Annotated in this window: 27 protein-coding genes, 1 tRNA gene and 1 pseudogene; 12 read left to right on the forward strand and 17 right to left on the reverse strand. The window is 62.6% G+C overall.

The genetic code is table 11. From position 1 onward, the window contains the following. Positions 1–7 precede the first annotated feature (7 nt). Positions 8–493 carry a DUF6265 family protein gene (locus D1227_RS11625; RefSeq protein ID WP_119404791.1) on the forward strand — a complete coding sequence of 162 codons (486 nt, stop codon included), beginning with the start codon at positions 8–10 and terminating at the stop codon, positions 491–493. Positions 494–633: 140 nt separating this feature from the next. Here the strand turns inward: D1227_RS11625 and D1227_RS11630 are convergent. Then, positions 634–710 (reverse strand) — tRNA-Ile (locus tag D1227_RS11630). A gap of 102 nt (positions 711–812) precedes the next feature. Here D1227_RS11630 and D1227_RS11635 point away from each other — a divergent pair. Then, positions 813–1,595 carry an SIMPL domain-containing protein gene (locus tag D1227_RS11635; protein WP_119404792.1) on the forward strand — a complete coding sequence of 261 codons (783 nt, stop codon included), beginning with the start codon at positions 813–815 and terminating at the stop codon, positions 1,593–1,595. A 113-nt stretch (positions 1,596–1,708) separates the two neighbouring features. Then, entirely contained in the window at positions 1,709–3,175 is a 1,467-nt protein-coding gene (locus D1227_RS11640) for a hypothetical protein (protein WP_119404793.1), read from the forward strand. Between the two features lie 30 nt (positions 3,176–3,205). Here D1227_RS11640 and panD read toward each other — a convergent pair whose 3' ends face one another. From panD to D1227_RS11665, 5 genes and pseudogenes are all read right to left on the reverse strand, one after another. Next, entirely contained in the window at positions 3,206–3,571 is a 366-nt protein-coding gene (gene panD / locus D1227_RS11645) for an aspartate 1-decarboxylase (protein ID WP_119375261.1), read from the reverse strand. A 181-nt stretch (positions 3,572–3,752) separates the two neighbouring features. Further along, complete coding sequence (locus D1227_RS20195) at positions 3,753–4,598, reverse strand: hypothetical protein (RefSeq protein ID WP_233350168.1); 846 nt, start codon at positions 4,596–4,598, stop codon at positions 3,753–3,755. Between the two features lie 247 nt (positions 4,599–4,845). Next, positions 4,846–5,178, reverse strand: a pseudogene (locus D1227_RS20200) (VOC family protein); the annotation flags it as partial. A gap of 181 nt (positions 5,179–5,359) precedes the next feature. Beyond that, on the reverse strand, positions 5,360–5,779 hold the full coding sequence (locus tag D1227_RS11660; RefSeq protein ID WP_119404932.1) for a secondary thiamine-phosphate synthase enzyme YjbQ: 420 nt from the start codon (positions 5,777–5,779) through the stop codon (positions 5,360–5,362). Between the two features lie 67 nt (positions 5,780–5,846). Beyond that, positions 5,847–6,266: a VOC family protein gene (locus D1227_RS11665; RefSeq protein ID WP_119404796.1), complete on the reverse strand. Its 420-nt coding sequence runs from the start codon at positions 6,264–6,266 to the stop codon at positions 5,847–5,849. A gap of 78 nt (positions 6,267–6,344) precedes the next feature. Between D1227_RS11665 and D1227_RS11670 the strand changes: the two genes are divergently transcribed. The 3 genes from D1227_RS11670 to D1227_RS11680 all read left to right on the forward strand — a co-directional run bounded on the left by D1227_RS11670 (position 6,345) and on the right by D1227_RS11680 (position 9,034). After that, positions 6,345–6,995 carry a helix-turn-helix transcriptional regulator gene (locus tag D1227_RS11670; protein WP_119404797.1) on the forward strand — a complete coding sequence of 217 codons (651 nt, stop codon included), beginning with the start codon at positions 6,345–6,347 and terminating at the stop codon, positions 6,993–6,995. Between the two features lie 108 nt (positions 6,996–7,103). After that, the gene (locus D1227_RS11675; RefSeq protein ID WP_119374937.1) at positions 7,104–7,583 is read left to right on the forward strand and encodes a DUF3592 domain-containing protein; all 480 of its coding nucleotides are present in this window, start codon (positions 7,104–7,106) and stop codon (positions 7,581–7,583) included. Between the two features lie 161 nt (positions 7,584–7,744). Continuing rightward, the gene (locus D1227_RS11680; RefSeq protein ID WP_119374936.1) at positions 7,745–9,034 is read left to right on the forward strand and encodes an O-acetylhomoserine aminocarboxypropyltransferase/cysteine synthase family protein; all 1,290 of its coding nucleotides are present in this window, start codon (positions 7,745–7,747) and stop codon (positions 9,032–9,034) included. A 78-nt stretch (positions 9,035–9,112) separates the two neighbouring features. Here D1227_RS11680 and pepF read toward each other — a convergent pair whose 3' ends face one another. The 7 genes from pepF to D1227_RS11715 all read right to left on the reverse strand — a co-directional run bounded on the left by pepF (position 9,113) and on the right by D1227_RS11715 (position 17,736). Continuing rightward, on the reverse strand, positions 9,113–11,041 hold the full coding sequence (gene pepF, locus D1227_RS11685; RefSeq protein WP_119404798.1) for an oligoendopeptidase F: 1,929 nt from the start codon (positions 11,039–11,041) through the stop codon (positions 9,113–9,115). Positions 11,042–11,143: 102 nt separating this feature from the next. Beyond that, positions 11,144–11,938 (reverse strand): transglutaminase-like domain-containing protein, encoded by a 795-nt coding sequence (locus D1227_RS11690; protein WP_119374934.1) that lies wholly within the window; start codon positions 11,936–11,938, stop codon positions 11,144–11,146. 168 nt (positions 11,939–12,106) lie between these two features. Continuing rightward, the gene (gene rpoD / locus D1227_RS11695) at positions 12,107–14,077 is read right to left on the reverse strand and encodes an RNA polymerase sigma factor RpoD (protein ID WP_119374933.1); all 1,971 of its coding nucleotides are present in this window, start codon (positions 14,075–14,077) and stop codon (positions 12,107–12,109) included. 64 nt (positions 14,078–14,141) lie between these two features. Then, a complete protein-coding gene (gene dnaG / locus D1227_RS11700) occupies positions 14,142–15,971 on the reverse strand; it encodes a DNA primase (protein ID WP_119404799.1) in 1,830 nt (609 codons plus the stop codon). 98 nt (positions 15,972–16,069) lie between these two features. After that, positions 16,070–16,597, reverse strand: a complete 528-nt coding sequence (locus tag D1227_RS11705; protein ID WP_119404800.1) for an SRPBCC family protein — start codon at positions 16,595–16,597, stop codon at positions 16,070–16,072. After that, positions 16,597–16,938: an ArsR/SmtB family transcription factor gene (locus tag D1227_RS11710; RefSeq protein ID WP_119404801.1), complete on the reverse strand. Its 342-nt coding sequence runs from the start codon at positions 16,936–16,938 to the stop codon at positions 16,597–16,599. The genes D1227_RS11705 and D1227_RS11710 overlap by 1 nt, the downstream gene beginning before the upstream one ends. 33 nt (positions 16,939–16,971) lie before the next feature. Further along, positions 16,972–17,736 (reverse strand): CPBP family intramembrane glutamic endopeptidase, encoded by a 765-nt coding sequence (locus tag D1227_RS11715; RefSeq protein WP_119404802.1) that lies wholly within the window; start codon positions 17,734–17,736, stop codon positions 16,972–16,974. Between the two features lie 253 nt (positions 17,737–17,989). Between D1227_RS11715 and D1227_RS11720 the strand changes: the two genes are divergently transcribed. Beyond that, positions 17,990–18,580, forward strand: coding sequence for a TetR/AcrR family transcriptional regulator (locus D1227_RS11720; protein WP_119404803.1), 591 nt, complete (start codon positions 17,990–17,992; stop codon positions 18,578–18,580). Between the two features lie 24 nt (positions 18,581–18,604). Here the strand turns inward: D1227_RS11720 and D1227_RS11725 are convergent, their stop codons facing one another. After that, positions 18,605–19,093, reverse strand: a complete 489-nt coding sequence (locus D1227_RS11725) for a GatB/YqeY domain-containing protein (RefSeq protein ID WP_119374927.1) — start codon at positions 19,091–19,093, stop codon at positions 18,605–18,607. Between the two features lie 132 nt (positions 19,094–19,225). On the opposite strand from D1227_RS11725, the gene carA reads away from it, so the two are divergent. Both carA and D1227_RS11735 read left to right on the forward strand, forming a co-directional pair. Further along, positions 19,226–20,401 carry a glutamine-hydrolyzing carbamoyl-phosphate synthase small subunit gene (gene carA / locus D1227_RS11730; RefSeq protein WP_119404804.1) on the forward strand — a complete coding sequence of 392 codons (1,176 nt, stop codon included), beginning with the start codon at positions 19,226–19,228 and terminating at the stop codon, positions 20,399–20,401. A 305-nt stretch (positions 20,402–20,706) separates the two neighbouring features. Further along, positions 20,707–21,060: a 2OG-Fe(II) oxygenase gene (locus tag D1227_RS11735; RefSeq protein WP_119404805.1), complete on the forward strand. Its 354-nt coding sequence runs from the start codon at positions 20,707–20,709 to the stop codon at positions 21,058–21,060. 7 nt (positions 21,061–21,067) lie between these two features. On the opposite strand, the gene D1227_RS11740 is transcribed toward D1227_RS11735, so the two are convergent. Together D1227_RS11740 and D1227_RS11745 are read right to left on the reverse strand one after the other, a co-directional pair. Next, positions 21,068–21,292, reverse strand: coding sequence for a hypothetical protein (locus D1227_RS11740; RefSeq protein WP_119404806.1), 225 nt, complete (start codon positions 21,290–21,292; stop codon positions 21,068–21,070). Positions 21,293–21,340: 48 nt separating this feature from the next. After that, positions 21,341–21,853, reverse strand: coding sequence for a hypothetical protein (locus D1227_RS11745; protein WP_119404807.1), 513 nt, complete (start codon positions 21,851–21,853; stop codon positions 21,341–21,343). 87 nt (positions 21,854–21,940) lie between these two features. On the opposite strand from D1227_RS11745, the gene D1227_RS11750 reads away from it, so the two are divergent. Then, entirely contained in the window at positions 21,941–22,411 is a 471-nt protein-coding gene (locus tag D1227_RS11750; protein ID WP_119404808.1) for a GFA family protein, read from the forward strand. Between the two features lie 27 nt (positions 22,412–22,438). Here the strand turns inward: D1227_RS11750 and D1227_RS11755 are convergent, their stop codons facing one another. Then, positions 22,439–23,350 carry a M48 family metallopeptidase gene (locus tag D1227_RS11755; RefSeq protein WP_119404809.1) on the reverse strand — a complete coding sequence of 304 codons (912 nt, stop codon included), beginning with the start codon at positions 23,348–23,350 and terminating at the stop codon, positions 22,439–22,441. A 127-nt stretch (positions 23,351–23,477) separates the two neighbouring features. Between D1227_RS11755 and D1227_RS11760 the strand changes: the two genes are divergently transcribed. Continuing rightward, the gene (locus D1227_RS11760; protein WP_119404810.1) at positions 23,478–24,005 is read left to right on the forward strand and encodes a paraquat-inducible protein A; all 528 of its coding nucleotides are present in this window, start codon (positions 23,478–23,480) and stop codon (positions 24,003–24,005) included. 6 nt (positions 24,006–24,011) lie between these two features. Beyond that, complete coding sequence (locus D1227_RS11765; protein WP_119374917.1) at positions 24,012–24,749, forward strand: MBL fold metallo-hydrolase; 738 nt, start codon at positions 24,012–24,014, stop codon at positions 24,747–24,749. The last annotated feature ends 46 nt before the right edge of the window (positions 24,750–24,795 follow it).

Genomic DNA, 24,795 nt, shown 5'->3' on the forward strand with positions numbered 1-24,795 from the left:
ATCCGACATGACAAGACTCACTGCCCTGCTCGCTGCCTCGCTGACCCTTGGCATCGCTGGCGCCCACGCACAGGAAACCGGTCTGGACGTGCAGGCCAATGCCAGCCCGCTCGACTGGATGACCGGCTGCTGGACGCATGAGCGCTATGACCAGCGCGAAGTCTGGTCGGAGGATCTGGGCGGGCTGAAATTCGGCTATGCCGTCAATCGCGACGAAAATGGCAAGGTGACCTTCTTCGAGGATCTGCGCATCGAGAACCGCTCCGGCGGCGCAGTCTATATCGCCTCGCCACGCGGCGCTGCCCCGACCGAGTTTGTCGAGACGGAACGCACCGGCCTGTCGATTACATTCGAAAATCCGGATCACGACTATCCCCAGAAGATCACCTACGGCGCCAACCGTGTGGCGCTGGTCGCGACGATCTCGACGATCGATGACGACCGGGTGCAGAGCTGGGCCATGTATGATTGCAAGGAAATGGGGCGCGAGTAGCGGGGCGGCCGATGCAGCCCTGAGCCCGATCCACGTGACGAGCGAAGCGAGGGTCGACTGAAGACGCTGCCACGTCATTCGCGTGCATGGAATCGATCCACCGGATCGATTCCTCGAGCTGAAGCTCGACCGGCAGCGAATGGTGGGCCCGGAGGGACTTGAACCCCCGACCAGACCGTTATGAGCGGTCCGCTCTAACCAACTGAGCTACAGGCCCCAATCGAAATATCGTACAGGTATCATGTCCTTGTCACGTTCGTGCCGCAATGGCGCAATTGAATCGAGACTGCAAGTCCCCAGAAGAGAGGAAACAGCATACATGAAACAGATCATCACCGCCCGCCCGATCCTTGCGCTGGCCGCAGCCGGCGCGCTCGTCGCATGCGGCACGAGCCTCGCGCAGACGGCGCCTGCCGGACCGGCCGTGCCGGGCGAGGCCCCGATCCCGTCCAGTCACGCCAATTCCATCCAGCCGGAAACCACGCTCTCCATCTCGGCCAGCGGCGAGGTCACCCGCGCGCCGGACATGGCGACGATCACCCTTGGCGTGCAGACTGAAGCCGATACCGCCTCCGCCGCCATGTCGCAGAATGCCGAACGCATGAACCGCGTCTATGCCGCACTCAGTGAAGCCGGCATTGCCGAACGCGACATGCAGACCTCCAACCTCTCGCTGCAGCCGCGCTATGATTATTCCAATCGCGATGGCAGCCCGCCCAAGGTGACCGGCTATACGGCCAGCAACCAGGTCACGGTCAAGGTGCGTGACCTTGATATGCTTGGCACCACCATGGACACGATCGTCGCGGAAGGCGGCAACACGATCTCCGGCCTCAATTTTGGTCTGGAAGACCCGTCCGAAGCCCGCGACGAGGCGCGCCGTGAAGCGGTGAAGAAGGCCCTGCAACGCGCCCAGCTCTATGCCGATGCGACCGGCTACCGGGTCGCGCGCATCGTCACCATCTCCGAAAGCGGCGGTGACTATGGCGGCCCCGTGCCGATGATGTCGATGCGTGCCGAGGCCGACAGCTCGACCAAGATATCCGGGGGCGAAGTGGGCTACACCGTTGATGTCAATGTGACTTTCGAACTGCGCAAATAACGCGCCACCGACGATCGATTTGTTGCTGGCGGCCCTTTTGGGGGGTCGCCAGCGGCCCTTCCTTTCACTAGTGTCACATTCCGGGGAGCGGATATCCGGAAGGGGACATTGGGATGAAACATGCGTTGACCGCGTCATTGCTGCTGCTTGCAGCCTGCGCCACACAGACCGAACCAGCCACGCCGACAAGCGGAGAGACCAAGGCCGAGCCCGAACCATATTACAGCGAGTACCCGTATCCCGGTGCGCCGCCCTCGCCCGTCCCCTCGCGCCCGCGATCCACACCAGACGATTTCGACCCGTCCGACCTGCCCGCGCCGGCCGCAGGCTATGGTGCGTCTGGCTCCAAGGTCACCAAGGACTTCCTGCCTTACATCGACATCGCGATCGATGAGGACGCCGCCAATTCCAATTGGGGCATCCCGCTGGAAGATCTCTATACGCGCATCCGGATCGTCACGCTCGATCCGCAAGCCCGCGACATCGAGGGCACCGCGTCCGGCAAATATACCGAGGCACCTGCGCAGCGAAACTACAAGGAAGAAAGCCGCGGCTGGCTGTCGCGCATGATGGGCTCAAAGGAAGTCTCTCGCGCCCTGCTGGCCGAGTTCGAGATCAAGAAGCCTGATGTGAAGGCCACCGAAGCGCTGTTCTCAGCCTCGTTTTCCTCCAATCGCGAACAGGGCGAAAGCTGGTCGACAGACCAGAGCCTGGCGCTCTATGCCACGCCCTATTTCAAGATTTCCTCGAACACGACGCTGACCGCCAAACTGCGCATGCAACTGTCGGACGAGCGTGAAAGCTCCGGCGCGTCGGCCAATGTCATGGCTTCGCTGACCAATGCGGCGAGCCTGCTGGCGCCGGCCTCATCGCTGGTCACCTATTTCTCGGCGCCGTCGATGATGGAAGCCTCGAATTTCCTCGACAATTCGGTCTCAACCCTGTTCGGCCGCTCGATCACCGAGCAGACGGTGAGCACGATGGCGATCAAATCCTGGTCCGATCGGCCGATCCTGGTGGTCTATGCCGCCATGCCGGACCCGAAAGACATTCGCGACACATCCAACCGGGAAATGCTGGGCGGCTGGGCGATCTATCTCGACGCGCCGATCGTCTCGGTCTTTACCAGCGCCACCCAGCCCGACCCGGAAGGCTATGAAGAATGGCCTGATTATCGCGGCGTTGTTGGTGCGGACATCCTCGCCTTCAAGATCGGCGAGGAGCTGACGGTCTATGATTATATCTTCTCCCGCCTGGACCTGTTCGACCGGATTTCCAGCCTGAACGACTTTCCCGAGCCGGACCTTGCCCGCCTGCTTTGTACGCGGATCGAGCGCGGCCTGTCGGAACTCGGCTTCAACGCCGCCGACAGCTCCGCTGGTGTATGGGCCGCGGCCACGAGCGACCAGTTCAGCGCCGCGGCCAGCGAGCTGCTCCTGAAACCGTCGACCTGCGTCGCCATGCAGCGCTGGGCCGAGCTGAACGGGATCGACACCTCAGCGGAGACGACAGAGACGATCTACGAATATGAATATGAAGGCGATGGCGCCGGTGAGTTCGACGAGCCGGGCGAGTATTAGAGACTCGCTGAAGGACGGATCCAAAACGGCCTAGTAGGCCGCGCTTGGCGCTTTCATCTCGTTTTCATCGTCGAGCAGCACGACTGTCGGCGCATGCTGGCGGGCCTTGTCGGCTTCGATCGAAGCGAAGGCAGCGATGATCACCTTGTCACCGACCGAGAAGTGGCGGGCGGCTGCGCCATTCACGCCAATCGTGCGCGAGCCGCGCGGCGCTTCAATCGCATAGGTCTGGATGCGGGCACCATTGGTGACGTTCCAGATATCGACACGCTCATTGGGAAGGATGCCCGAAGCATCAAGCAAGGCCTGGTCGATGGACACAGAGCCTTCATAGTGAAGGTCGCACTGCGTCACCGTTCCAGAGTGCAGCTTGGCTTTCAACATATTGAGCAGCATCGGCAACGCCTCCATTCCAGCGGGGTTAGGTGCTTGTTCCGTCGTATATATGGCTAGTCACTGACACGACGTAAAGGCCAATGACGCACTGCAACACCCGGGCCATAAAGCACAGGCAGCCTGTAGCGAAAAGGGCAGTTTCGCGAAGACGGGCAACGGGAGCGCTACCATCATTCCCCCGTCAGGGTGCGACATCGACCAGCCCCGCCGCTTCGGCCTGCTCCCGGGTCATTTCATAGAAGTCCCAGGGCGCCCAGCTATCCGGGTTGGACGGCGTCGTCAGCTCGCCCTGCAGCATGGGCAGCTTCGTGTCAGCATTGACGATATGGACCGCCCGGAAATCGCCGCCCCGCTTGCCGGACTGGTCGAACCACTCGCCCTCGCAAAGCTTGCCGGGCTGCTCTCGCACGGTGCCAAAGCCATCGCAGGACAATTTCACCGCCAGCTTGTCGTCGCGATAGAAGTCCTGGCCGCGGCCCTCATAAATCCGGCCGCTGGCCTCGTGCTTCCAGAAGTTCGTGAACACGATGGGGATCGGTCCGGCGGCCGGATTGTTTCCGGCAGGCGCTGCTGCCGCTGTCACTGCGGCGGGGGAAGCCGGCGCGACCTCCGCTTCGGCGCATTGGTCCTGCAGAATGCCGAGCGCCGCCTCCATGGCCGGTTTCTGGACGGCCAGCGTGTCGAGATGGACGTTGACGCCTTCGATGGCCGCAATCAGCGCTGCCGCGGACTCTCGCATGGCGGCGTCGTCCAGCCGGCCATCTTCTGCCCCGAGAATGTCCGACGGGCTGCCTTCCAGCGTTCCGGCGGCAATGGCCTCGTAAAGTTCAACCCGCGTCGACTGGCCATCATAAACGCCGGCAAGCGCTTGGGATGCGGCGTCATAAGCCTCCAGTCTTGAGGCCAGACCCGCCGCCGTGGCGGCATAGCTTTGAACCAGCGTATCGGTCTGCGCGCGCAGGGCCGTGCAATTGTCGGTCTGCGCGAGCGCCCCCGGAAGAATGACAGAACCTGCCAGCAGGGCCATTGCCCCACACCTGATCGATTTCATCGTGTTCGCTTATCCCCCGCCAAGCATTCTTTCGGAATTTCGCCCTCTCGGCGAAATCCTGCGTACCATGGAGACATCTGTCACGCCAAGCTGGCCGCCAGCAGAAAGAGGAAAAACCACGCCGCGTTCGGCAAAGGCGCAAGACCTGCCGGTACGCTGTTCGTCCGTCGATGCGCCAGGGCGGGAAGCGGCGGATCTCTCCGGCATGGTAGAGGCAGATCAGGTTGCCGGCCGGATCACGCAGATATGCTTCGCGCCACTGCCAGGACTGGTCCCGAGGCGGGGATGTGCAAGCGATCCCCTGCCTTGCCAGGTTTTGGACGGTGGCATCGACATCCGCACACTCGAAATAGACGACCGGGTGATCGCACCCCGTCCAGCCTTCAACGTGATGCAGGGAGAAAGTTGCCGGCTCGCCGCCGCCATCGCTTTCGGGACATTCGAAACGGGCATAGCGCGGCGGGCTGTCGACGATCTGCTTCAGGCCGAGTGTCTTGTAGAACGCCACGCTCGCCTCATAATCGACGCACGGCACGGTTACCTGGTTCAGTCTCATCCAAAAACTCCGTGGAGGGCGCGATGGCGCATCACAAACGCAAGGGACCGAAATCGACCCGCGCCGGCTGCCTGTTTTGCAAGCCGCACAAGCGCCAGGGTGCACCGGCCGCGGCGCGCGAACGATTCCGTCAGCATGCCCGGCGCCATGCTGGCGATGCTGACATTGTGGCGGCCGGTCATCAGCCGCCCAGGTGAAGCACGACCTGGCGCTGATGCGGCCGGTCTCGATGCTCGAACAGGTAAAGCCCCTGCCATGTCCCCAGCAGCATCTCGCCGCCACTGACCGGGATACCGATCGAGGTCTGGGTCAGCGCGGCCTTGATGTGGGCCGGCATGTCGTCGGGCCCTTCCGTATCGTGCCGGATCCACGACATGGACGGATCACTGGCGGGCGGAACCAGGCGGCTGAAGAAGGCCTGCAGGTCAGCCTGGACATCGGGGTCGGCGTTCTCCTGGACGATCAGCGAACAGGATGTGTGACGAACGAAAACCGTAAGCAGCCCTTCCGACATACCGGCTTCGGAGACGAAGCGGCGGGCCTGGAGGGTGAACTCATAGAGGCCGGGCCCCTGCGTTGAAACGGTCAGACGATCGATCATGCGCGACCATTGATAGGCCGGTTGGGGTGGCATGTCAGCCCGCCCCGCGGCATGGCCGGACACCGCCTCAGTCATAGCGGTTCTTCTCTGCCGGGTTGTCCGAATAGTATTCGACGAACTCGAACTCGATGTTGTTGCCGTCGATATAGTACACATTCGAGCGATGCTCGGTCGGGCTTCCGGGATTGGTGATTTCGAAGCCTGCCGCGGCGAGGCGCTCTTTCAGCGGGCCAAGGCTTGGCACTTCGAAAGCGAGGTGGGCAAGACCGGGCTGGTGTCCTTTCAGGTCGCGCGGCTCGCCCTCACCATTGTCGGACAGGGCGATGTAGGTCTCGTCGTCACCGAAGTGCAGCCACTCGCGCGGCTTGCCTGACCAGGTCCCCTTGCCGCCACCCCGGACGCGCCAGTGCGGGAAAGCAGCTTTCAGGAAATCCAGTGTGGGCTTCATGTCGGTGACAACGAGATTGGCATGCTCAAGACGGATCATTTATCCCTCCATTAAATAAAGACTTTCCTTTAATTAATGTGACTTGTTTTTGAAAGCAATCCCTTTTAAAAAAGAATCATGACCCAGACGTCTTCCCAGCCCGCGCTGACGGCAACCCGCAATACGGTCCTGGACCTGCTGAAACGTGGCGGTCCTCAATCGGCTGCTGACCTCGCCGATACGCTCGGTCTGACGCCAATGGCGGTCCGTCTTCATCTCTATGAGCTGGCCGAGGAGGGCCTGGTCGAAGAGACGGCCAAGCCGAAAGGGCGCGGCCGGCCAACCAAGATCTGGTCCCTCACGTCCGCCGCCGCGCGTATATTTCCTGATGCCCACCAGGGCCTTGCGCTGGAAATGATCGGTTCGATCCGCGAGATGTTCGGTGAGGAGGGCCTTGCCCGAGTCATAGACCGCCACAGCGACACCCAGCTGACAGCCTACAAGGAGGCGCTTGGCCCGCTGGCGGATACGGCAGCGCGCGTCAAACGGCTTGCCGAACTGCGAAGCGCCGAGGGCTACATGGCCGCCGCCGCCGAGGATGGCGAGGACTGGCTGCTGATCGAGAACCACTGTCCGATCTGCTCGGCCGCGACCGCCTGTCAGCGGCTTTGCGCGAACGAGCTCGACGTCTTCCAGCAAGCACTCGGCCCGGACACGGAGGTGACGCGCGAAGATCACCTGCTCGCTGGAGCGCGGCGCTGCGTCTACAGGATCCGCCAACGCGCCTAGGCATTGCAGCGGGCCGACCCTGGATAGCGCGTCAGGCTGACGGACCGGCCATGGAAGAATCATACTAGGCAGAGCCGATCGAAGACCGGTTAGAGGGGACACGAGGACATGTTTGCCAGGTTTGTATTCAGGATCGTGGGCGTGGTGCTGGTCGGTGCGGGGCTCTTCATCACGACGGTGGCCATGAAGGAGCGATCGCGCTTCCTGTCTATCGAACGATCATCGGAGCGCGTGATCGGCATCGTCGTCGGCCATGAACGCCCGGAATACTACTTCTACGAGGACCGCAACAAGTTTGCCCCGGTCATCCAGTACGAGACGCTTGAGGGCGATGTGCGGCGGTTCACGGCAAAGACAAGAGCCTCGAGATCGGCGTTCGAACGGGGCAAGACCGTGGACGTTCTCGTGCGACCCTGTCCGACAGGCGAGGACTGCGAGGCCGAGCTGACCGGGGGCTTTACGGAATTCGCAAGAAAATATCTCGGCCTGATCATGGGCGGTATTTTCCTTCTGGTCGGGGGCGCGCTCGTCTGGAAACCACCCAGCGAATTTGGCGACGGACATATTGGCGGCGGCAGCAGCTTCTAGGGTTTAACCATCTTCAGAACGATTGGGTCAGCGCGACCTCACGCTGGTTCGTTGCCCAAAAAACATTGTACTTTCGGCCCTGCCCGGCTCACAAAGCGCCGACAGACGATCAAGCGCCAGCCCCTGATACCGCTGGCGCCATACAGGAAGGGAGCTTCATCATGTCCGATACGCCAGAGCAGGAATTCGAGACCATCCAGGTCCACGCCGGCGCCGAGCCCGATCCGGCCACCGGCGCGCGTCAGGTGCCGATCTACCAGACCACAGCCTATGTCTTTAAGGATGCCGACCATGCCGCCCGGCTCTTCGGGCTGCAGGAGGTTGGCTACATCTATTCCCGGCTGACCAATCCCACAGTCGGCGCGCTGCAGAACCGTATGGCCGCCCTTGAAGGCGGGGCGGGCGCTGTCTGCTGCTCATCTGGACATGCCGCCCAGATCATGGCGCTCTTCCCGCTGATGGCGCCGGGCCGGAACATCGTCGCATCGACCCGGCTCTATGGCGGCACGATCACCCAGTTCAGCCAGACCTTCAAACGCTTTGGATGGTCCGCGAAATTCGTCGATTTCGATGATCTCGACGCGGTGAAGGCGGCGATTGATGACGATACGCGCGCCATCTTCTGCGAGACGATTGCCAATCCCGGCGGCTATGTCACCGACCTCGACGCCATCGCGCCCATCGCTGACGCAGCCGGTATCCCGCTCATCGTGGATAATACGACGGCGACGCCCTATCTCTGCCGCCCGATCGAGCATGGCGCGACGCTGGTCGTCCACTCGATGACAAAGTACCTGACCGGCAATGGGACGGTCACCGGCGGGGCGATCGTGGATTCCGGCAAGTTCGACTGGTCGGCGTCTGACAAGTTCCCGTCCCTGTCGCAGCCCGAGCCGGCCTATCATGGTCTGAAGTTCCACGAGACCTTTGGCCCGGCCGCCTTCATGTTCCACGGCATCGCGGTCGGCCTGCGTGACCTTGGCATGACGCTCAATCCGCAGGCGGCCCACTATACGCTGATGAGCATCGAGACCCTGTCGCTGCGGATGCAGAAGCATGTCGCCAATGCCGAGAAGATCGCGGCCTGGCTGGAAGGCCACGACGCCGTTGCCAGCGTGACCTATCCCGGCCTCGACTCCTCGCCTTACAAGGCCCGGGCGAAGCGCATCTGCCCGAAGGGCGCCGGCGCCCTGTTCACCGTGCAGCTGAAGGGCGGCTATGAGTCCTGCGTGAAGTTCGTCGACAGCCTGAAACTGTTCAGCCACGTGGCCAACCTTGGCGATGCGCGCTCGCTGGTCATCCACTCGGCCTCGACCACCCACCGCCAGCTCACCGAGGAGCAGCAGATCGCCGCCGGCGCCGCGCCGGACGTGGTGCGCCTGTCCATCGGCATCGAGGGCGCCGATGACCTGATCGCCGACCTCGACCAGGCCCTGAAGGCTTCGAGCTAGGCGCACTCGCCCACACCGGATACAAAGACGCCCGCAAGACATTGGTCCTGCGGGCGTTTCTTCATTCGAGGGACGCCACTACTCCTCGTCGAGCAGCGCTTCCATCCGGTCCATGATGTCGTTCATGCGCCGCACGACGGCCTCGTAGGCGTCGGGCTGGGTCATGTCGAGGCCGGCTTCATTCAGCAGGATGTCATGTGGATGGGCCGAGCCGCCCGCCTTCAGGACATTGATGAAGTTCTCGCGCACCTCATCGTCTCCGGCCAGGAACTGCTCGGAGAACCAGGCCGCGCCGGAGACGGATGTCGCATACTGGTAGACGTAGAATTCGTAATAGAAGTGCGGGATGTAGGCCCACTCGATCGTGTACGGATCATCGATCGTCATCACGCCCTGCTCTTCGCCATGATACTTGCGCAGCAGGCCGGCATAGATCTCGGTCAGCTTCGCACCGGTCAGCGGCTCGCCGCGCTCGGCCGCTTCATGGATGGCAAGTTCAAACTCGCCGAACATGGTCTGGCGGTAGAAAGTACCGCGCAGGCTCTCCAGCGCATAGCCGAGATAGTAGAGCTTCTCTTCCTTCGTCTTCGCGTTGGCGATCATGTACTCTTCGAGCAGGATCTCATTGATGGTCGATGCCATCTCGGCGATGAAGGTCGAATAGCCCGCCGTGTCGAAGGGCTGCTCGGACTTTGCGAGCATTGTGTGGACCGCATGGCCCCATTCGTGAGCGAAGGTCGACAGGGAGTTATAGTCGTCATTGTGGTTCAGCAGCAGGTAAGGGTGCACGTCATAGGCAGAGCCGGACATGTATGCCCCGGACTCCTTGCCCTCCTGCGGGTGGGAGTGCATCCAGTCCTCGCCCAGCCCTTCTTCCAGCAGCTCGATATACTCATCGCCAAACGGCTTCAGCGCCTCAAGCGTGATCGCCTTGGAACGCTCGATATCGAAGACGCCCGTGTCTGCCTCGATGATCGGCGGATAGATGTCGTAATAGCGAAGATCGTCGATGCCGAGCATCCGGCCGCGCAGTTCCAGATAACGATGGAACACCGGAAGCGCGTCATTCACCTGCGTCACCAGCTGCGTGTAGATTTCCGGCGGCAGCGCATCGTCGAACATGTTGCGCTGGAGGACGCTGTCGAAATTGCGCGCCCGCGCCCGGAAGATGGCAGACTGGACCTGCGCGTTCAGCGTCGCGCCCATGCCATTCTCATACTGGCCCCAGGCGCCCCAGAACGTATCGAAGACCGTCTTGCGGTCCTCGCGATTGGCCGTACCGCGCCAGCGCGAATAGCCGGCCTGGTTGAGCCGCGCTTCGGTTCCATCGGACAGGGTCACGCTCGGCCACGGGATCGAGGCATTGGCAAACAGCGAATAGATCTGGTTCGGTTGCGACAACGCAAGGCCGGCCTGCGCCATCAGGGCTTCGCCCTGCGCATCCAGTGTATGCGGCGCCTGGCGCAGCGTGTCCTCGATACCAAAGCGGAAATCGGCAAGCGCCGGTTCTTCGGCGAGGAAGGCCATCACCTTCTCCTCGCCGATACTGAGGACTTCCGGGCTCATCCAGCTCGTTGCCTCGCCCAGCGCCTGATAGAGCTGTCGCGCCTTGCCGAAGCGTTCCTGCGCGCCGGCATCGCGCTGATCCTCATCATGGCTGAGCGATGCATAGGTATAAAGGCGGACAACCTCCTTCGCGGTATCGGAGGTCTGACGATAGACGGCTGCCATCTGCTCGGCGCTTTGCCCAAGCGTGCCCTTGTTTTCGTCCAGCGCCGCGATGGCGGTTTGCGCGTTGGCATAGGCCGCTTCCCAGGCGGCTGGCGTCTCATATAGGTCTGTCAGGTCCCAGACGACGGCGCCGGCGGGCGCCTGACTTTCCGCTTCTGGCGCAGCCGTCGCCCCCGTCGCTGGTTCGGCGACGGACACCGCAGCACAGCTGGACATGGCGAGAATGGCCGCAGCGCAGGCGCCGCCGCGAAGGATGGTGGAAAGCGTGTTTTTCATGGATCAGCCCCAGACTCGTTTTTATCGGAAAACGATACGGACCATAAATCGACTCGCCTGACAAGCGACATTTGTGGCGCGGGCGCCGAACGTCCACACGGCCTAGCTGTAGGAACCAGGTGCCAGGACGGACACGGCGACGCTCTGGCTAAGCATGTCGGCCATGCCGAAAATGGTCATGAAGCTGATATCGGTCGCGTCGCGGCCCGAACAGATGCGCACCAGTTCGTTTTCATTCGACATCCGGGCCGGATCGACCAGCCGCCACGCCCCGTCGAGCCAGACTTCGGCAACGGCATGGAAATCCGGCGGCTGGAGCCCAGGCGCATAGGCCGAGACCATGCGGGCCGGAATGCCGGCGGCACGCGCGAAGCTGATCAGCACATGCGCATAATCACGGCAGACACCCTGCCGCTTCAGGAAGCTGTCCGTTGCCGTCGTCTCTGGCGTGCTGGCGCCCGGCACATAGGCGAAATTGGCCAGGATCCAGTCGACCATGGCGAGCACCTGGTCCCCGCCTGTGAGTTGGCCGAACCGTGTCATGACAAAGGTTTCAAGCCGGTCGGACTCGCAAAAGCGGCTAGGAAACAGGAACGGGATGACCTCTGCTGGCAGCCGCCGGCGCGGCGGCACCTGCATGCCCGTCAGCTGCACCGAAGGGCGCGACACATCCACCGTTGCCTCATACTCGACACGGATCTGCCCGCCGGCATTCATCCAGCGCCGCCGGCCGAGCTCGTCCCAGCCTTCTACGGGGCTGAGGGTAGCTGGGCCAAAAACGTCTAGCCGTTCGGCGACAATCGTCTGGTCATCACCGGCCAGCGCCTCGATGGCGAGCAATACATCGGCTGCCCCCGGGAGGGCGTAGTCCAGGCTGGCATCGATCTTCACACGCATGGGCACAAGCCTTTCGGTTCGAGGCACAGGGCGCGGCTGATACCGCCCATGGAGACGCGATTCAACCGCCGGCGCTTCTAGAGTGCTATCAGTATCAATCCGGATGGCGCGCCGCGACGGGGCTGGTCGGTTCAAGAAAAAGGCGGCCCGGAGGCCGCCTTTTAGAACTTACGTATCCAGGAAACTCCTGAGCTTCCGCGACCGGCTCGGGTGCTTGAGCTTGCGCAGAGCCTTGGCTTCGATCTGGCGGATGCGTTCGCGGGTCACCGAGAATTGCTGGCCGACTTCTTCCAGCGTATGGTCGGTGTTCATGCCGATGCCGAAGCGCATGCGCAGGACACGTTCCTCACGCGGGGTGAGCGAGGCGAGCACGCGGGTCGTCGTTTCGCGCAGGTTGGACTGGATCGCGCTGTCGACAGGCAGCAGCGCCATCTTGTCCTCGATGAAGTCGCCGAGGTTTGAATCCTCGTCGTCGCCAATCGGCGTTTCGAGCGAGATCGGCTCCTTGGCGATCTTCAGCACCTTGCGGATCTTCTCCAGCGGCAGGCCAAGCTTCTCGGCCAGCTCCTCCGGAGTCGGCTCGCGGCCGATCTCGTGCAGCATCTGGCGCTGGGAGCGGACGATCTTGTTGATCGTCTCGATCATGTGCACCGGAATCCGGATCGTGCGGGCCTGGTCGGCAATCGACCGGGTGATGGCCTGGCGAATCCACCAGGTCGCATAGGTCGAGAACTTGTAGCCGCGGCGGTACTCGAATTTGTCGACCGCCTTCATCAGGCCGATATTGCCCTCCTGGATGAGATCCAGGAATTGCAGGCCGCGATTGGTGTATTTCTTTGCGATCGAGATGACGAGGCGCAGGTTCGCCTCGACCATTTCCTTCTTGGCGACACGTGCCTCGCGTTCGCCTTTCTGGACGCGCTGGACGATCAGGCGGTAGTCGTCGATCGGCACGCCGATTTCCTGCGCGACGGCGGAAATTTCTTCGCGGATTTCGGCGACCTGCTCATCCTCGGCATCGAAGAACTTTTCCCACTTCTTGGTGGACTTTGCCGTCTCCAGCGCCGTTTCGCGCCAGTTCGGGTTGAGCTCGTTGCCGAAATAGAGGTCGAGGAATTCCTTGCGCGGCACGCCATGCGCATCGGCCAGCCGCATCAGCTTGCCCTCAAGCCCCATCAGTTTCTTGTTGATGGCGTAGAGCTGCTCGACAAGCGCCTCGATCCGGGCATTGTTGATGTGCATCGTCTTGAGATTGTCGACGATGGATTGCGAGAGCGCTTCGTATTCCTGTTGCTGCTTGTCGGTCAGCGCCTTGCCTTCAAGGCGGCGTTCGACCAGCTTTTCCTGCAGTTTGCGATACTGGCTGAAGGCGATGGCGATTTCGTCCAGCTTGCCGAGCACGCCGTCGCGAAGTTCCGCTTCCATGGCCGACATGGACATGGCGGCGCCTTCTTCCTCGTCCTCGCGTTCCTCGCGGGCCAGACGCTCTTCGGTCGTCTCGTTCTCGCGTTCGCGGGCCTCGGCTTCCTTCTGCTCTTCGGTCTTCTCTTCGGGTTCCGGCGTCGGGTTTTCCGCACCGTAAGTGGTCTCGAGATCGATCAGGTCGCGCAGCAGGATTCGCTCATTCATGAGCTCGTCGCGCCAGACCATCATGGCCTCAAAGGTCAGTGGGCTCTCACAGAGGCCGCGTATCATCGCGTCCCGGCCAGCCTCGATCCGCTTGGCGATGGCAATCTCGCCCTCACGCGACAGCAGTTCGACGGCGCCCATCTCGCGCAGGTACATCCGCACCGGATCATCGGTCCGGTCGGTGCCGCGCGCATTGCCCTTCTTGGCGACCGCGCCGGAGCCGGTCTTGGTCACGGCCGTCGACTTGGACCCGGACGCATTGTCGACCTCGTCCTCGTTCTCGACGACCTGGATACCCATCTCGGACAGGGCCGACATGGTATCTTCGATCTGGTCGGACGTCAGTTCATCAGACGGCAGGACGTTGTTGAGCTCGTCATGGGTGACATAGCCCTTCGCCTTTGCCTGCTTGATGAATTTCTTGACCTTGGAATCGTTCAGATCGAGAACCGGACGGTCTTCTGTTTCCAGTTCGCCGTCTTCGTGTTCACTCTTCTGGGCTTTCGCCATGTAGTTCTCCCGCCTGTCGCCGCAGCCCGCTCTCTGCAACAACTCGTTCTGAAATACCAGTGGATCAGTCGCGATCCACCTGTTCTGCTGCCTCGTTGAGACGCGCCGCACGGGCTTTTCGTTCCGACACCTCATGATGCAGCCGGCGCCAGCTTTCAGGCGACGACGTCACCTCATCACCAGCACCCGCCAGACCATAGGGTCCGGACTCTTCCCTTGCCACATATTGCTCCAGGGCGATCAGCCATTCCCGTTCCTCTGGGCCATCCGGGGCAATTTCAGGAATTTCGGGATAAGTTTCGAGCAAGTCTGCAGCGCGCGTGTTACCTCGCAATACTAAATGGTCACGGATTGTGCCGCGGTCAACACCCTTGTCAGCTTCAGGCAGGGAAATAAGCACATCGCGGATCGCCGCCACATCCGGGTCCGGGAAAGTTGCCATGCTGAGTGTCTCTAAAGCGATGTCGATCAGATGGGGGCTTTCAACCGCCCGCACAAGCAGGCCGAGACCCCGCGTCATCGGTGGCGTGCTGGTCTGCGGGGCGCCCTTTTGCGCCGCCTCGCCGCGCTGACCGGACCCGCTGGCCGCGCGTTTCGCCTGCCGCCGCTGCCAGAGATAGTCGCGCATCCGGGATTTGAGATCGCGCTCATAGGCGGCCCGGACCGAGCCGTTCTGAATCATCGCAGCTGCGGACATCAGCCGTGTTTCAAGCCCGGCCTGGCGTTCCGGCGTGTCGACCGCCTCAGCGTCGCGCTCACGCCGCCACAGCACCTCGACCAGCGGCAGGGAGTGCTCCAGCGCCGTGCGCATTGCTTCAGGGCCCGACTGACGGATGAGGTCGTCCGGGTCCATGCCGCCCGACAGGAGGCAGAAGAAAAGCGACCGGCCCGGCTGCAGGTGCGGCAGCGCCCGTTCGATGCTGCGATAGGCGGCGCGCAGGCCCGCCGCATCGCCGTCAAAGCAGAGCACCGGTTCCGGTCCCGCGCGCCAGAGCAGGCTAAGCTGCTCCTCGGTCAGCGCCGTGCCGAGCGGGGCAACGGCATGTCCGAAGCCCGCCTCGGCCAGCGCAATGGCATCCATATAACCTTCGCAGACGATCAGGCCGCCTTCATCGGTGTCGCCAAACGCCTCACGGGCAGCCTTGTAGCGGTACAGGACGCGGCCCTTGTGGAAGAGGTCGGTATCGTTGGAGTTGAGGTATTTCGGCTTGGCATCGGGCTGCAGCCCCCGGCCGCCGAAAGCGATGACCTGGCCGCGCGTATCCGTGATCGGGAAGATGACCCGGCCGCGGAACCGGTCATATGGCTCGCCGCCGCCTTCCTTCTGGACCGCGAGACCCGCATCCAGGATTTCCTGCATGCCGAAGCTTCTGGACTTCAGATGCTCGATCGTGGTGCGCCAGTCATCGGGCGCATAGCCAAGCCGGTGGCGCGCCCAGGCGGCTGCGCCCAGGCCCCGGCCTTCAAGATAGATACGGGCCTCCGAGCCTTCAGCCGCGCGCAACCGGTCTTCAAAGAAGGCGCACGCGGCCTCGCAGCATTCACGCAGGCGCTGCAACCGGTCATACGCCGCCTCGTCCTGCGCGGTCGCTTTGGGAAGCTGCATGCCCGCCTCCTCGGCGAGCTTCTCGACAGCTTCCATGAAGGAGAGGCGCTCGGTCTCCATGACGAAGGAGATGACATCGCCGCCAATGCCGGAGGAGAAGTCCTTGAAGATACGCTTCTGGTCATTGACGTAGAAGCTCGGGCTTTTCTCATTGGTGAAGGGCGAGAGGCCAACCCATTCCTTGCCCTGCTTCTTCAGCTTCACCTTGCGCCCGATCACGTCCGAAGGCCGGATACGGGCCTTCAGCTCCTCAACAAAACCGTCAGGGATGCGAATCGGGGACGACATGATCGGTCAGTGTAACGCGGGCCCGCGAATCATCACAGGGCCGATTACCGTCATGCACAGCCAAGTACCGGCTTGTGGACAGATGACCGGACAGCAGGCTAGCCAAGCCGCCTTGCGTACTCATCTTCCAGCGCGGTGTGGAGCGGCCAGAAATCGGTGACCTTGCGGCCATAAAGGTTGTCTTCCAGCAGGTCGAGATGGGCATGCCAACCAGCGGACGCGCCATTGATGAACTCGGCGCTTTCGAGCCGGGTGTGGCGCAGCAACAGGTGAACCTGGCCATCGCGCTCACTGAGCTGAACCGACACCTCGGTTGGTGGATTGCCCTGCTCCGACGGCCAGCTGAAATCGAGCCGATGCGGCGGCTCATAGACGAGGATCTCGCAATCGAAGTCACCGCCCTGATCGTCGGCATACTTCTGCGGCGGCGGCGCGCTGGAAATGCGCGTATGATCAAATGAAAGCGTCAGCGTGCCGCCGGCGTGATTATCGGTCTTGCCCGCGCAGAACCATTTTTGACGCAGATCCGGATTGACGAAGTATTCCCAGACCCGCTCGATCGGCCCTGGCAATAGCCGCTCGAATTCCAGCACCGTACCGTCAATCAGGCGTCCATATTCAGCCATCACCCATCTCCTTTGGTTTCTTCCTGTTTCAAGGCCATCTCGAGCGCATCCAGCCGGTCGCCCCAGAAGCGGGCATAGGTCGCAACCCACTGCTCCAGTTCGGCGAGGCGCTCGCGCTGCAGGGTGCAGACCTGCTCGCGGCCGACCTTCTGGCGATGCACAAGGCCGGCCCCGACCAGGACACCGACATGCTTGGACACCGCCGCCAGCGACATCTCATAGGGCTCCGCCAGCCGGCTCACCGTGCGCTCGCCCCTGGCAAGCTCGGCGATGATGCCGCGCCGCGTCGCATCGGCCAGCGCATGAAACGCCTGATCAAGATGGGCATATTGCTCAACCATTTGGTTTAGCGTTAGCCGGAAGTGGCGAATAAGTCAACCAACTGGTTGAGCGTCTGGTGCACGATCCGGCAATTCGATCATCCCGGCGCGCGGCAGCACCAGCCAGACCATCACGCCGCTCAGCACGTCGACCGCCACGTGCAGGACGATCCCCGGCCAGAGCGATCCGGAGAGGACATAGCAAAGCGTCAGGACGACGCTTACCGGCAGGATCCGGACGATGCCGCTCACACCCTGGTAGGCATGGGCGGTGAGAAACAGCACGAGCGCGAGCCCGGCCGCAGGCCAGACCGGCATCCACAGCGCAAACACGCTGATCAGGAAGGCACGGAAGACGATCTCTTCGGTAATACCGGCCGTGACAGCAACGATCTGGTAGCCCCAGACATCTGCGCGCCGCCGCGGCATGACGGTGTCATAGTCCCGGCTTTCGAAGACGAGGGCCCGCACCTGCGCCTTCATGTCGTCGCTTCGGTTGATCGCGACCAGCTGCAGGATTTGCGGTGCGAGGAAACCGATGGCGAGCGCCCAGGCGACCCAGTTTTGCCAGCCCTGTCCGAGCTCGAAGCCAAGCGTGATGACCGGACGGCCTGAGGCAGACCACGCCCACACCGATATCGCCGCCAACGACCAGAGCATCACCACTGTCACGACCCAGTGCCACCAGGGACTGCGCGTCTGCGGCTTGCGCCCCCGGGCGCGGCGCCAGACATCGCTGCCGACGCCGACCAGCCAGATCGCCAGAACGCTGGCCAGGCCAAGCGCGAGGGCCGGTTCCGTCTCAAGAAAATCGTGCATGAGCTTTCCTCACTTGCCATTTGCGGCGCCCTTGCCTGCGCCCGTTTCATCTCATGGCGACCGGCCCAGGCTCTTCGGCCCTGCCTTCGCCCCGCAACACCACACTCGGCTTGACGCGATCACCGCATCACCCTATTATGAATGTGAATTCACTTTCACATAATACGGAACAGTCCTTTTGTCAAAGCAGACCCGCAGACCATCCCCTCACCCGGTATCGCAACCGCGCTCACGCAAGACGCGTGACAAGCTCATGGCCGCGCTCGAAAGGTTGCTGCGCAAGAAGGATTTCGACGATATCGGCATCGCTGAGCTTGCCGCCGAGGCTGGCGTCGCGGTCGGCACGGTCTACCGGCGCTTCGAGAACAAGGAGGCGCTCGTCCCGCTCCTGTTCGACCTCTGGCAGGCGCGCAGCGAAACGCAGATGGCGCATGCCACCATTGAGACCGACACCCTGGCCGAGGCGGATCTGAGGACACTTCTGAGACAACAGATGCGCGCGGCGCATCGCTTCATCCTGGAACAGGCGCATATCCTGAGAGCGGTCTATCTCCAGGGGCGGCTGAAACCGCACCTTATCGGCGATGACTGGAAAGCGCTATGGCACGAGGCCCGCAAAGGCAATCTGGCCTTCCTGCAGCTCGTCTCGAACCGTATTGCGAGGCTTGACCTCGAGCGCGCGGCCGACACGATGATCTATCTCGCGAACACCGCTCTCGTCGAAAAGGCACTGTTTGGGGATGACGGGGCTGGCTACGTGATGGCTCTGGATGGCGACGCCTTCGCCGACGAAATCGCCGACGTCATTTACGGCTACCTGGTCTTGCCGGAGCTTGAAACCTGAATTGACGGTATGGGGACGGGCGCCCTAGCCAAGGGCGCGGCGAACGGCCTTACCGGCTGATCCGGTATCGATACGGCCCGGATAGCGGCTCTGAAGCTCCGCCATGCAACGGCCCATATCCTTCAATTTGCGGGCTTCCAGGTCCTCGACGACCTGTTCGACAGCATCTTCCAGCGCATCGCCATCAAGCGGACGCGGCAGGAAGGCCTCAAGTACGGCAATCTCTTCGCGCTCGCGTTCAGCGTCGCTGATCCGGCCGGACTCGTCGTATTCGCGGGCCGAGACCTCGCGCTGGGCGACCATTGTCTCCAGCAGCTTGCGGACCTCTGTATCCTCGCACCCCTCGCACTGGCCCTGGGTACGCGCGGTGACATCGCGGTCGCGCATGGCGCACTTCACAAGGCGAAGCGTTCGCGCGCGTACGCCCTGGGGGTCATCGCTTTCAGCAGAGTTGAGCGCGGCCACGAGGCGGTCGCGAATGGAGTTGGTTGGAGAAACGTCTGTCTGTCCCATACCTGGCACTTTTTCACATGGACCTGAGCGCTTGACGCAAAGGTCACTGCACGCCTATCTCGCGCCCGAGGATGAGGTCGATTGGTGACCGAAATCCTAATGACGTCCGACAGGACGCGAGGAGATACGCCCATGGCCGCCGAAAATCAACAGGACTCTCCAGCGACGGGTGCGATCGCTCTGGCAGATGGAACGGTTTTCCTCGGGACCGGTTCCGGCGCGCCGGGCATCGCCGTCGGTGAGCTCTGCTTCAACACATCCATCACCGGCTACCAGGAAATTCTGACCGATCCGTCATATGCCGGGCAGGTGGTCCTCTTCACCTTCCCGCATGTCGGCAATGTCGGCGCGAACCCGGAAGACCACGAAGAATCCTCCGCGCCTGCAGCAAGGGCAGCGACCGGCGCCGTTTTCCGTGAGCCGATCACGCCGCCATCCAACTGGCGCGCCCAGGACCATTTCGATGCCTGGCTGGTGAAGAAGAGCATCACGGCCGTCTCAGGCGTCGATACACGCGCCCTCACCCGGATCATCCGCGAGAAAGGCATGCCGAAATGCGCCGTCGCCCACTCGCCCGAGGGGAGAATTGATATCGAGGCCCTGATCGAGGCCGCCCGCGCCTGGGAAGGCCTAGAGCAGACCGACCTCGCCCTCGATGTTGTCGGGGATGCGGCCTATGAGAATGCCGAACGCCTCTGGGACGTTACCGCCGGCTTCACCGACAATGACCAGACGCCTTTCCATGTCGTCGTCCTCGATTTCGGCGTGAAGAAGAACATCCTGCGCAATCTCGCCAATGTCGGCGCCCGCGCCACGATTGTTCGCGGCGATACGCCGTTCGAAGAGATCATGAAGCTCAATCCCGACGGTGTCGTCCTGTCGAATGGTCCGGGCGATCCGGCCGCGACGATCAAGCGGTGCGGCGACACGATCCGCAAGCTCATCGACAGTGGCAAGCCGCTGCTCGGCATCTGCCTCGGTCACCAGCTGCTGGCGCTGGCGCTTGGCGCAAAGACCATGAAGATGCCGCAGGGCCATCATGGCGCCAACCACCCGGTGAAGGACTTCGAGACCGGAAAAGTCGAGATTGTCTCTATGAATCATGGCTTTACAGTCGACACCGAGACCCTGCCCGAAGGCGTGGAAGAAAGCCACCGGTCACTTTTCGATGGCACCAATTCCGGGCTTCGTGTAAAGGACCGACCGATCATTTCTGTCCAGCACCACCCGGAGGCGAGCCCCGGCCCGCAGGACAGCTTCTACCTGTTCGAGCGGTTCGCCCGCTTCATGAAGGACCAACAGAGCTGAACGCCATCTGTGCCCTGCCGGGCGACAACCGCCTCGGCGCCATCGCTGACGACCTTGCAAGCAAAGGCTGGACCTGGCAGCCCGGGCTCCTCCCCGAGGGGCTGACGGCTGCGCTGCGCGAGGAGCTGATCGCGCGCGACGCGGCAGCAGACCTCGCGCTGGCAGGCATCGGCCGGGAAGACGAATTCCAGGTCGACCGGGACATTCGCCTGACCCGCATCACCTGGTTCGATGGCTCGACCCCAGCCCAGCGCGCCTTCCAGGCGTGGACTGGAGCGCTGCGCCAGAGCCTCAATCGCGAGCTGATGCTCGGCCTGTTCGAGATGGAAGTCTGTTTCGCAGTCTATCCGCCCGGCGGCTTCTATGACCGCCACCTCGACAGCTTCGCCGGGGCACGCAACCGGGTGGTTTCGCTCGTTGCCTATCTCAACGAAGACTGGGACGAGGCGCGCGGCGGCGCCCTTGCGATCTGGCCCGAAGGTGCCGGGGAGTCGGACGCCCCGGCCGCACGGATCATTCCGGAGCCGGGCGGCGTGGTCCTGATGCTGTCAGAGGCCATCCCCCATGCCGTCGAGGTCACAAACGAAAAACGCCTTGGCCTTGCAGGCTGGTGGCGGGTCAACCAGTCCGGCATGGACCGCATCGACCCGCTCAGCTAGGGTCGCCCTATTCGTCCTTGCCCTCGCCCGCTGATGACTGCGCGGCCTGACCATCGTCCGGCGCTTCAGCGTCAGACTGGGCCTGCGAGCGCTCATGCGGCTGGTTCATCGCGGTCGGCGGTCCGTAGGGGTCGACGGGCGGCGCACCGGCTGGCAGCTCTGACGCGCAGGCGCTGGCAAGCAGGACACCGCCGAGGGCGGCCGTCTTGAGAAGGCAGGACTTCGCTGTCATTGGGGGCTCCTGGAGTGGCATCTAGATGCGAGCCTAGGGGCGTGCCGTCTAATCGTGAAGCCCGCAAGCTGAGGGCGGCAGGGGATTGAGGACGAGTTCGCGGGCTGTCGGGATAGAGACGGCGCGCACATAATAGCAGCCGGTCAACCGCATCCGCGCCCAATCCTGAGGGGCCTCGCCGCCCACGATGGGGGCATACTCGCAGGACAGCCCATTGGCCGGGTGCTGCTCGCGATTGCCGAGCCAGACCGTCATCAGCTGGTGGTTGGAACCGGTCGGCACGGAAATGGTCTCGACACCTTCCACCATGCCGAACTCGCAGGTCTGCGGCGTTGTGTAGGTGCCGTCCTCTTGGGCAACGGACGGCCATGCGAGCGGGAGCATGTCGAGGTCGAGCCATGCGATGTCGCCATCTTCAAGGCTCTCGATCACCTGCAGCGCCTCGAACTCGGCTTCACCGGGCAGATCGCCTTCGACAATCTTCACATTGGCGGTCTGCGCAGACACCATCGAGGCGGGTATCGCAAGCAGGCAGGCAGCGATGGCGATTCTCAACAACATGGCATCCCTCATCCGTTGTAGCGCTCAGGAATAAATAGCAATACTGCGCCAATTGATGGTCTCAAATGATGACGGGAGCAAGGCGCGATGGAAGACCCGAAACTGCCAATCGAAGGCGGCTGCCGGTGCGGCGCGGTCCGCTTCCGGATTTCCGCTCCGCCAATCTTCACATCAGCGTGCCACTGCAAGGGGTGTCAGAGAATGTCGTCCAGCGCGTTCTCGACGAGCGTGGCTGTTCCGGCGGATGGCTTCGAAGTCTTGAAGGGAGAGACCGTGCTCGGTGGCCTGAAGCGGGATCTCCCACACCATTTCTGCCCCGAATGCCTGACCTGGATGTTCACGCGTCCGCCGCAACTGGATTTCCTCGTCAATGTCCGCGCCACTTTGTGTGACGATACGAGCTGGTACGCCCCCTTCCTGGAGACATTTACCAGCGCCAAACTGCCCTGGGCAGAAACGTCAGCGCCACACAGCTTCCCGGAATTTCCCGGAATGAATGACATGGGCCCGCTGATCGAAGCCTATGCATCGGCAGTGGGGCGGGACCCAGCTTCCTGACAGACAGCTGACAGGTGACCATCCGGGTCAGCGCAGCGGCCCGCAATTCTGCTCATACTGCGCGATCGCCTCAGGCATCCATTCGCGGAAGTTCTGCGCGCGGGTCTCCGAGGCCGGGTGGGTCGACATCCATTCCGGCGGGCGCTGGCCGCCAGCCTTGCCCATCCGTTCCCAGAGTTCCGGCGCCTCGCGCGGGTCGTAGCAGGCGCGCACGAGGAGCTCGAGACCGATCTTGTCGGCTTCGGTCTCATGCTGGCGCGAGAAGGCCATCATCCCGCCCTGCGCGGCAACGCCCATGGCTTGCATCACCATCTGGCGCTGGCCGGGATCCATGTCGCCGACACCCACCGCCACCGCCGCCATGCCGAGCTGGGCGAGCTGACCCTGGCTCATGCGCTTGGCGCCGTGATGAGCCATGGCGTGGCCGATTTCATGGCCCATGACGACGGCGAGCTTGTCGGGGTCTTCCAGGTCAGCCAGCGTGACACGGCCATCATTATTGCCGGTAATGTCCATGATGCCGGTATAGACGGCCACATAGCCGCCCGGCAGGCAGAAGGCATTGGGCTGTTCGGACTGGATGACATTGTAGGTCCAGTCGAAGTCGCGGGCGACCGGTGTGAACGACCAGCCCGCGTCAAGCAGGTCCTGCTCATATTCGATGGCCGCCTTCTGGAGCCGCGCGCCGATGTCTCGAACCGTGGTGACGACTTCCAGCGCTTCATCATTGCAGGCGCCCGCCGACAGGGTCGGGCACAGCACGTCGCCACGCTGCTGCTGCAGGATCTGCTGGTAGGACTGCGCGCCGAGCTGGCTCGCCTGCGCGATGGAGATCGTATTGAACTCGGACTTGCCGGAGTACGGATTGGTCTCCTGGTTGGAGAAGTAATAGACCGCCAGCATCACGAGGCCGGCGAGAACGATAATGCCGCGATTCATGGGTCGGATGTCTCCCGGTGAGGACTGTGATGATACTGTCTGACGCCAGAATGTGACACTAGTTCCGATTGCACGGGGTTGGAAGCGTTGACAGCGCCTGCTTCAGCCGCTGAAGGTCGGAACCATAATGAGCGAAACGCCCCCTCCTCCCGCGACCCCCGATACCGCAGATGGCAAGCTGCCCAGCAAGCTGATCGACGTGGCGGCCGAATGGACGCTCTATGTCTCGGCCGCGCTGATCATCATGGGCATCTCGCAGCCCTCCATCATGAAGCCGAATACGATCGGCCTTCAGATCGAGTACAATCTCTGGGGCGTGGTGCGGACCCTGTTCGAGTTCGACCTCGTCTTCATGGGACTGGTCGTGATCTTTTTCTCCGGCGTCTTCCCGCTGTCGAAGTCGCTGCTCGCCGCCGTGATCTTCCGGCGCGGCGCCCCGCCCAGCCCGAAACTCGCCTGGTGGCTGAACGTGCTCGGCAAGTGGTCGATGCTGGACGTCTTCCTCGCCGCGCTGCTGATCGGCCTGTCGCAGACCATGGCCTATGTCGGCTTCTACCCGCGCATCGGGCTCTACTATTTTACCGTCGGCGTGGTCTTGAATAACCTTGCGACACTCAGGCTTTCCTTTTCACGCTGGAAACCAGACCCTAAATAGGACGCCATGACAGACCAACAGCCGAACAAGCCGAAGCTCGAAATCCGCGTCATCCCGACGACGCCATTGCAGCAGAACACGTCCATGATCTGGTCGATCGAGTCCATGGAAGGCGTCTTCGTCGATCCGGGCGGCGACATCGACAAGCTGATGGGCGCGGCCGAGCAGTTCGGCGTGAAGATTGTCGGGGTCTGGCTGACCCACGGCCATATGGACCATGCCGGCGCCGCCAAGGCGGTGAAGGACCGCACCGGCTGCGAGATCATCGGCCCGCACAAGGATGACCAGTGGCTGCTCGACATGATCGAGGAGTCCGGCAAGCGCTATGGCATCGCCGATGGCCAGAATGTGACGCCCGACCGCTATCTCGAGGATGGCGACGAGCTGGAGCTGGATGGCGTCAAGTTCGGCGTGGCGCACACGCCCGGCCACACGCCGGGCCATGTCGTGATCTACAACAAGGACGGCGCGCTCGCCTTTGTCGGCGATGTCCTTTTCCGCGGCTCGATCGGGCGCACAGACTTTCCGCGCGGCAACCACACGCAGTTGATCGACTCGATTACTTCCAAGCTCTGGCCGCTCGGCCCGGAGATCCGCTTCATTCCGGGTCATGGGCCCATGAGCACCTTCGGTCAGGAACGCCAGGACAACCCCTTCGTGGCGGACTCGCTGACGGGCTATGCCGGCGCGGAAAAAGAGGACGCCAACGCGATCGACCAGAAGCTGGCCAAGCGCTGGAGCTGACCTCGGGTCATGACTGACGGGGCATTTGCGGTGGTGTAATGTCCTT

The sequence above is a fragment of the Henriciella mobilis genome (genome assembly GCF_003576315.1).
GTDB lineage: Bacteria > Pseudomonadota > Alphaproteobacteria > Caulobacterales > Hyphomonadaceae > Henriciella > Henriciella mobilis.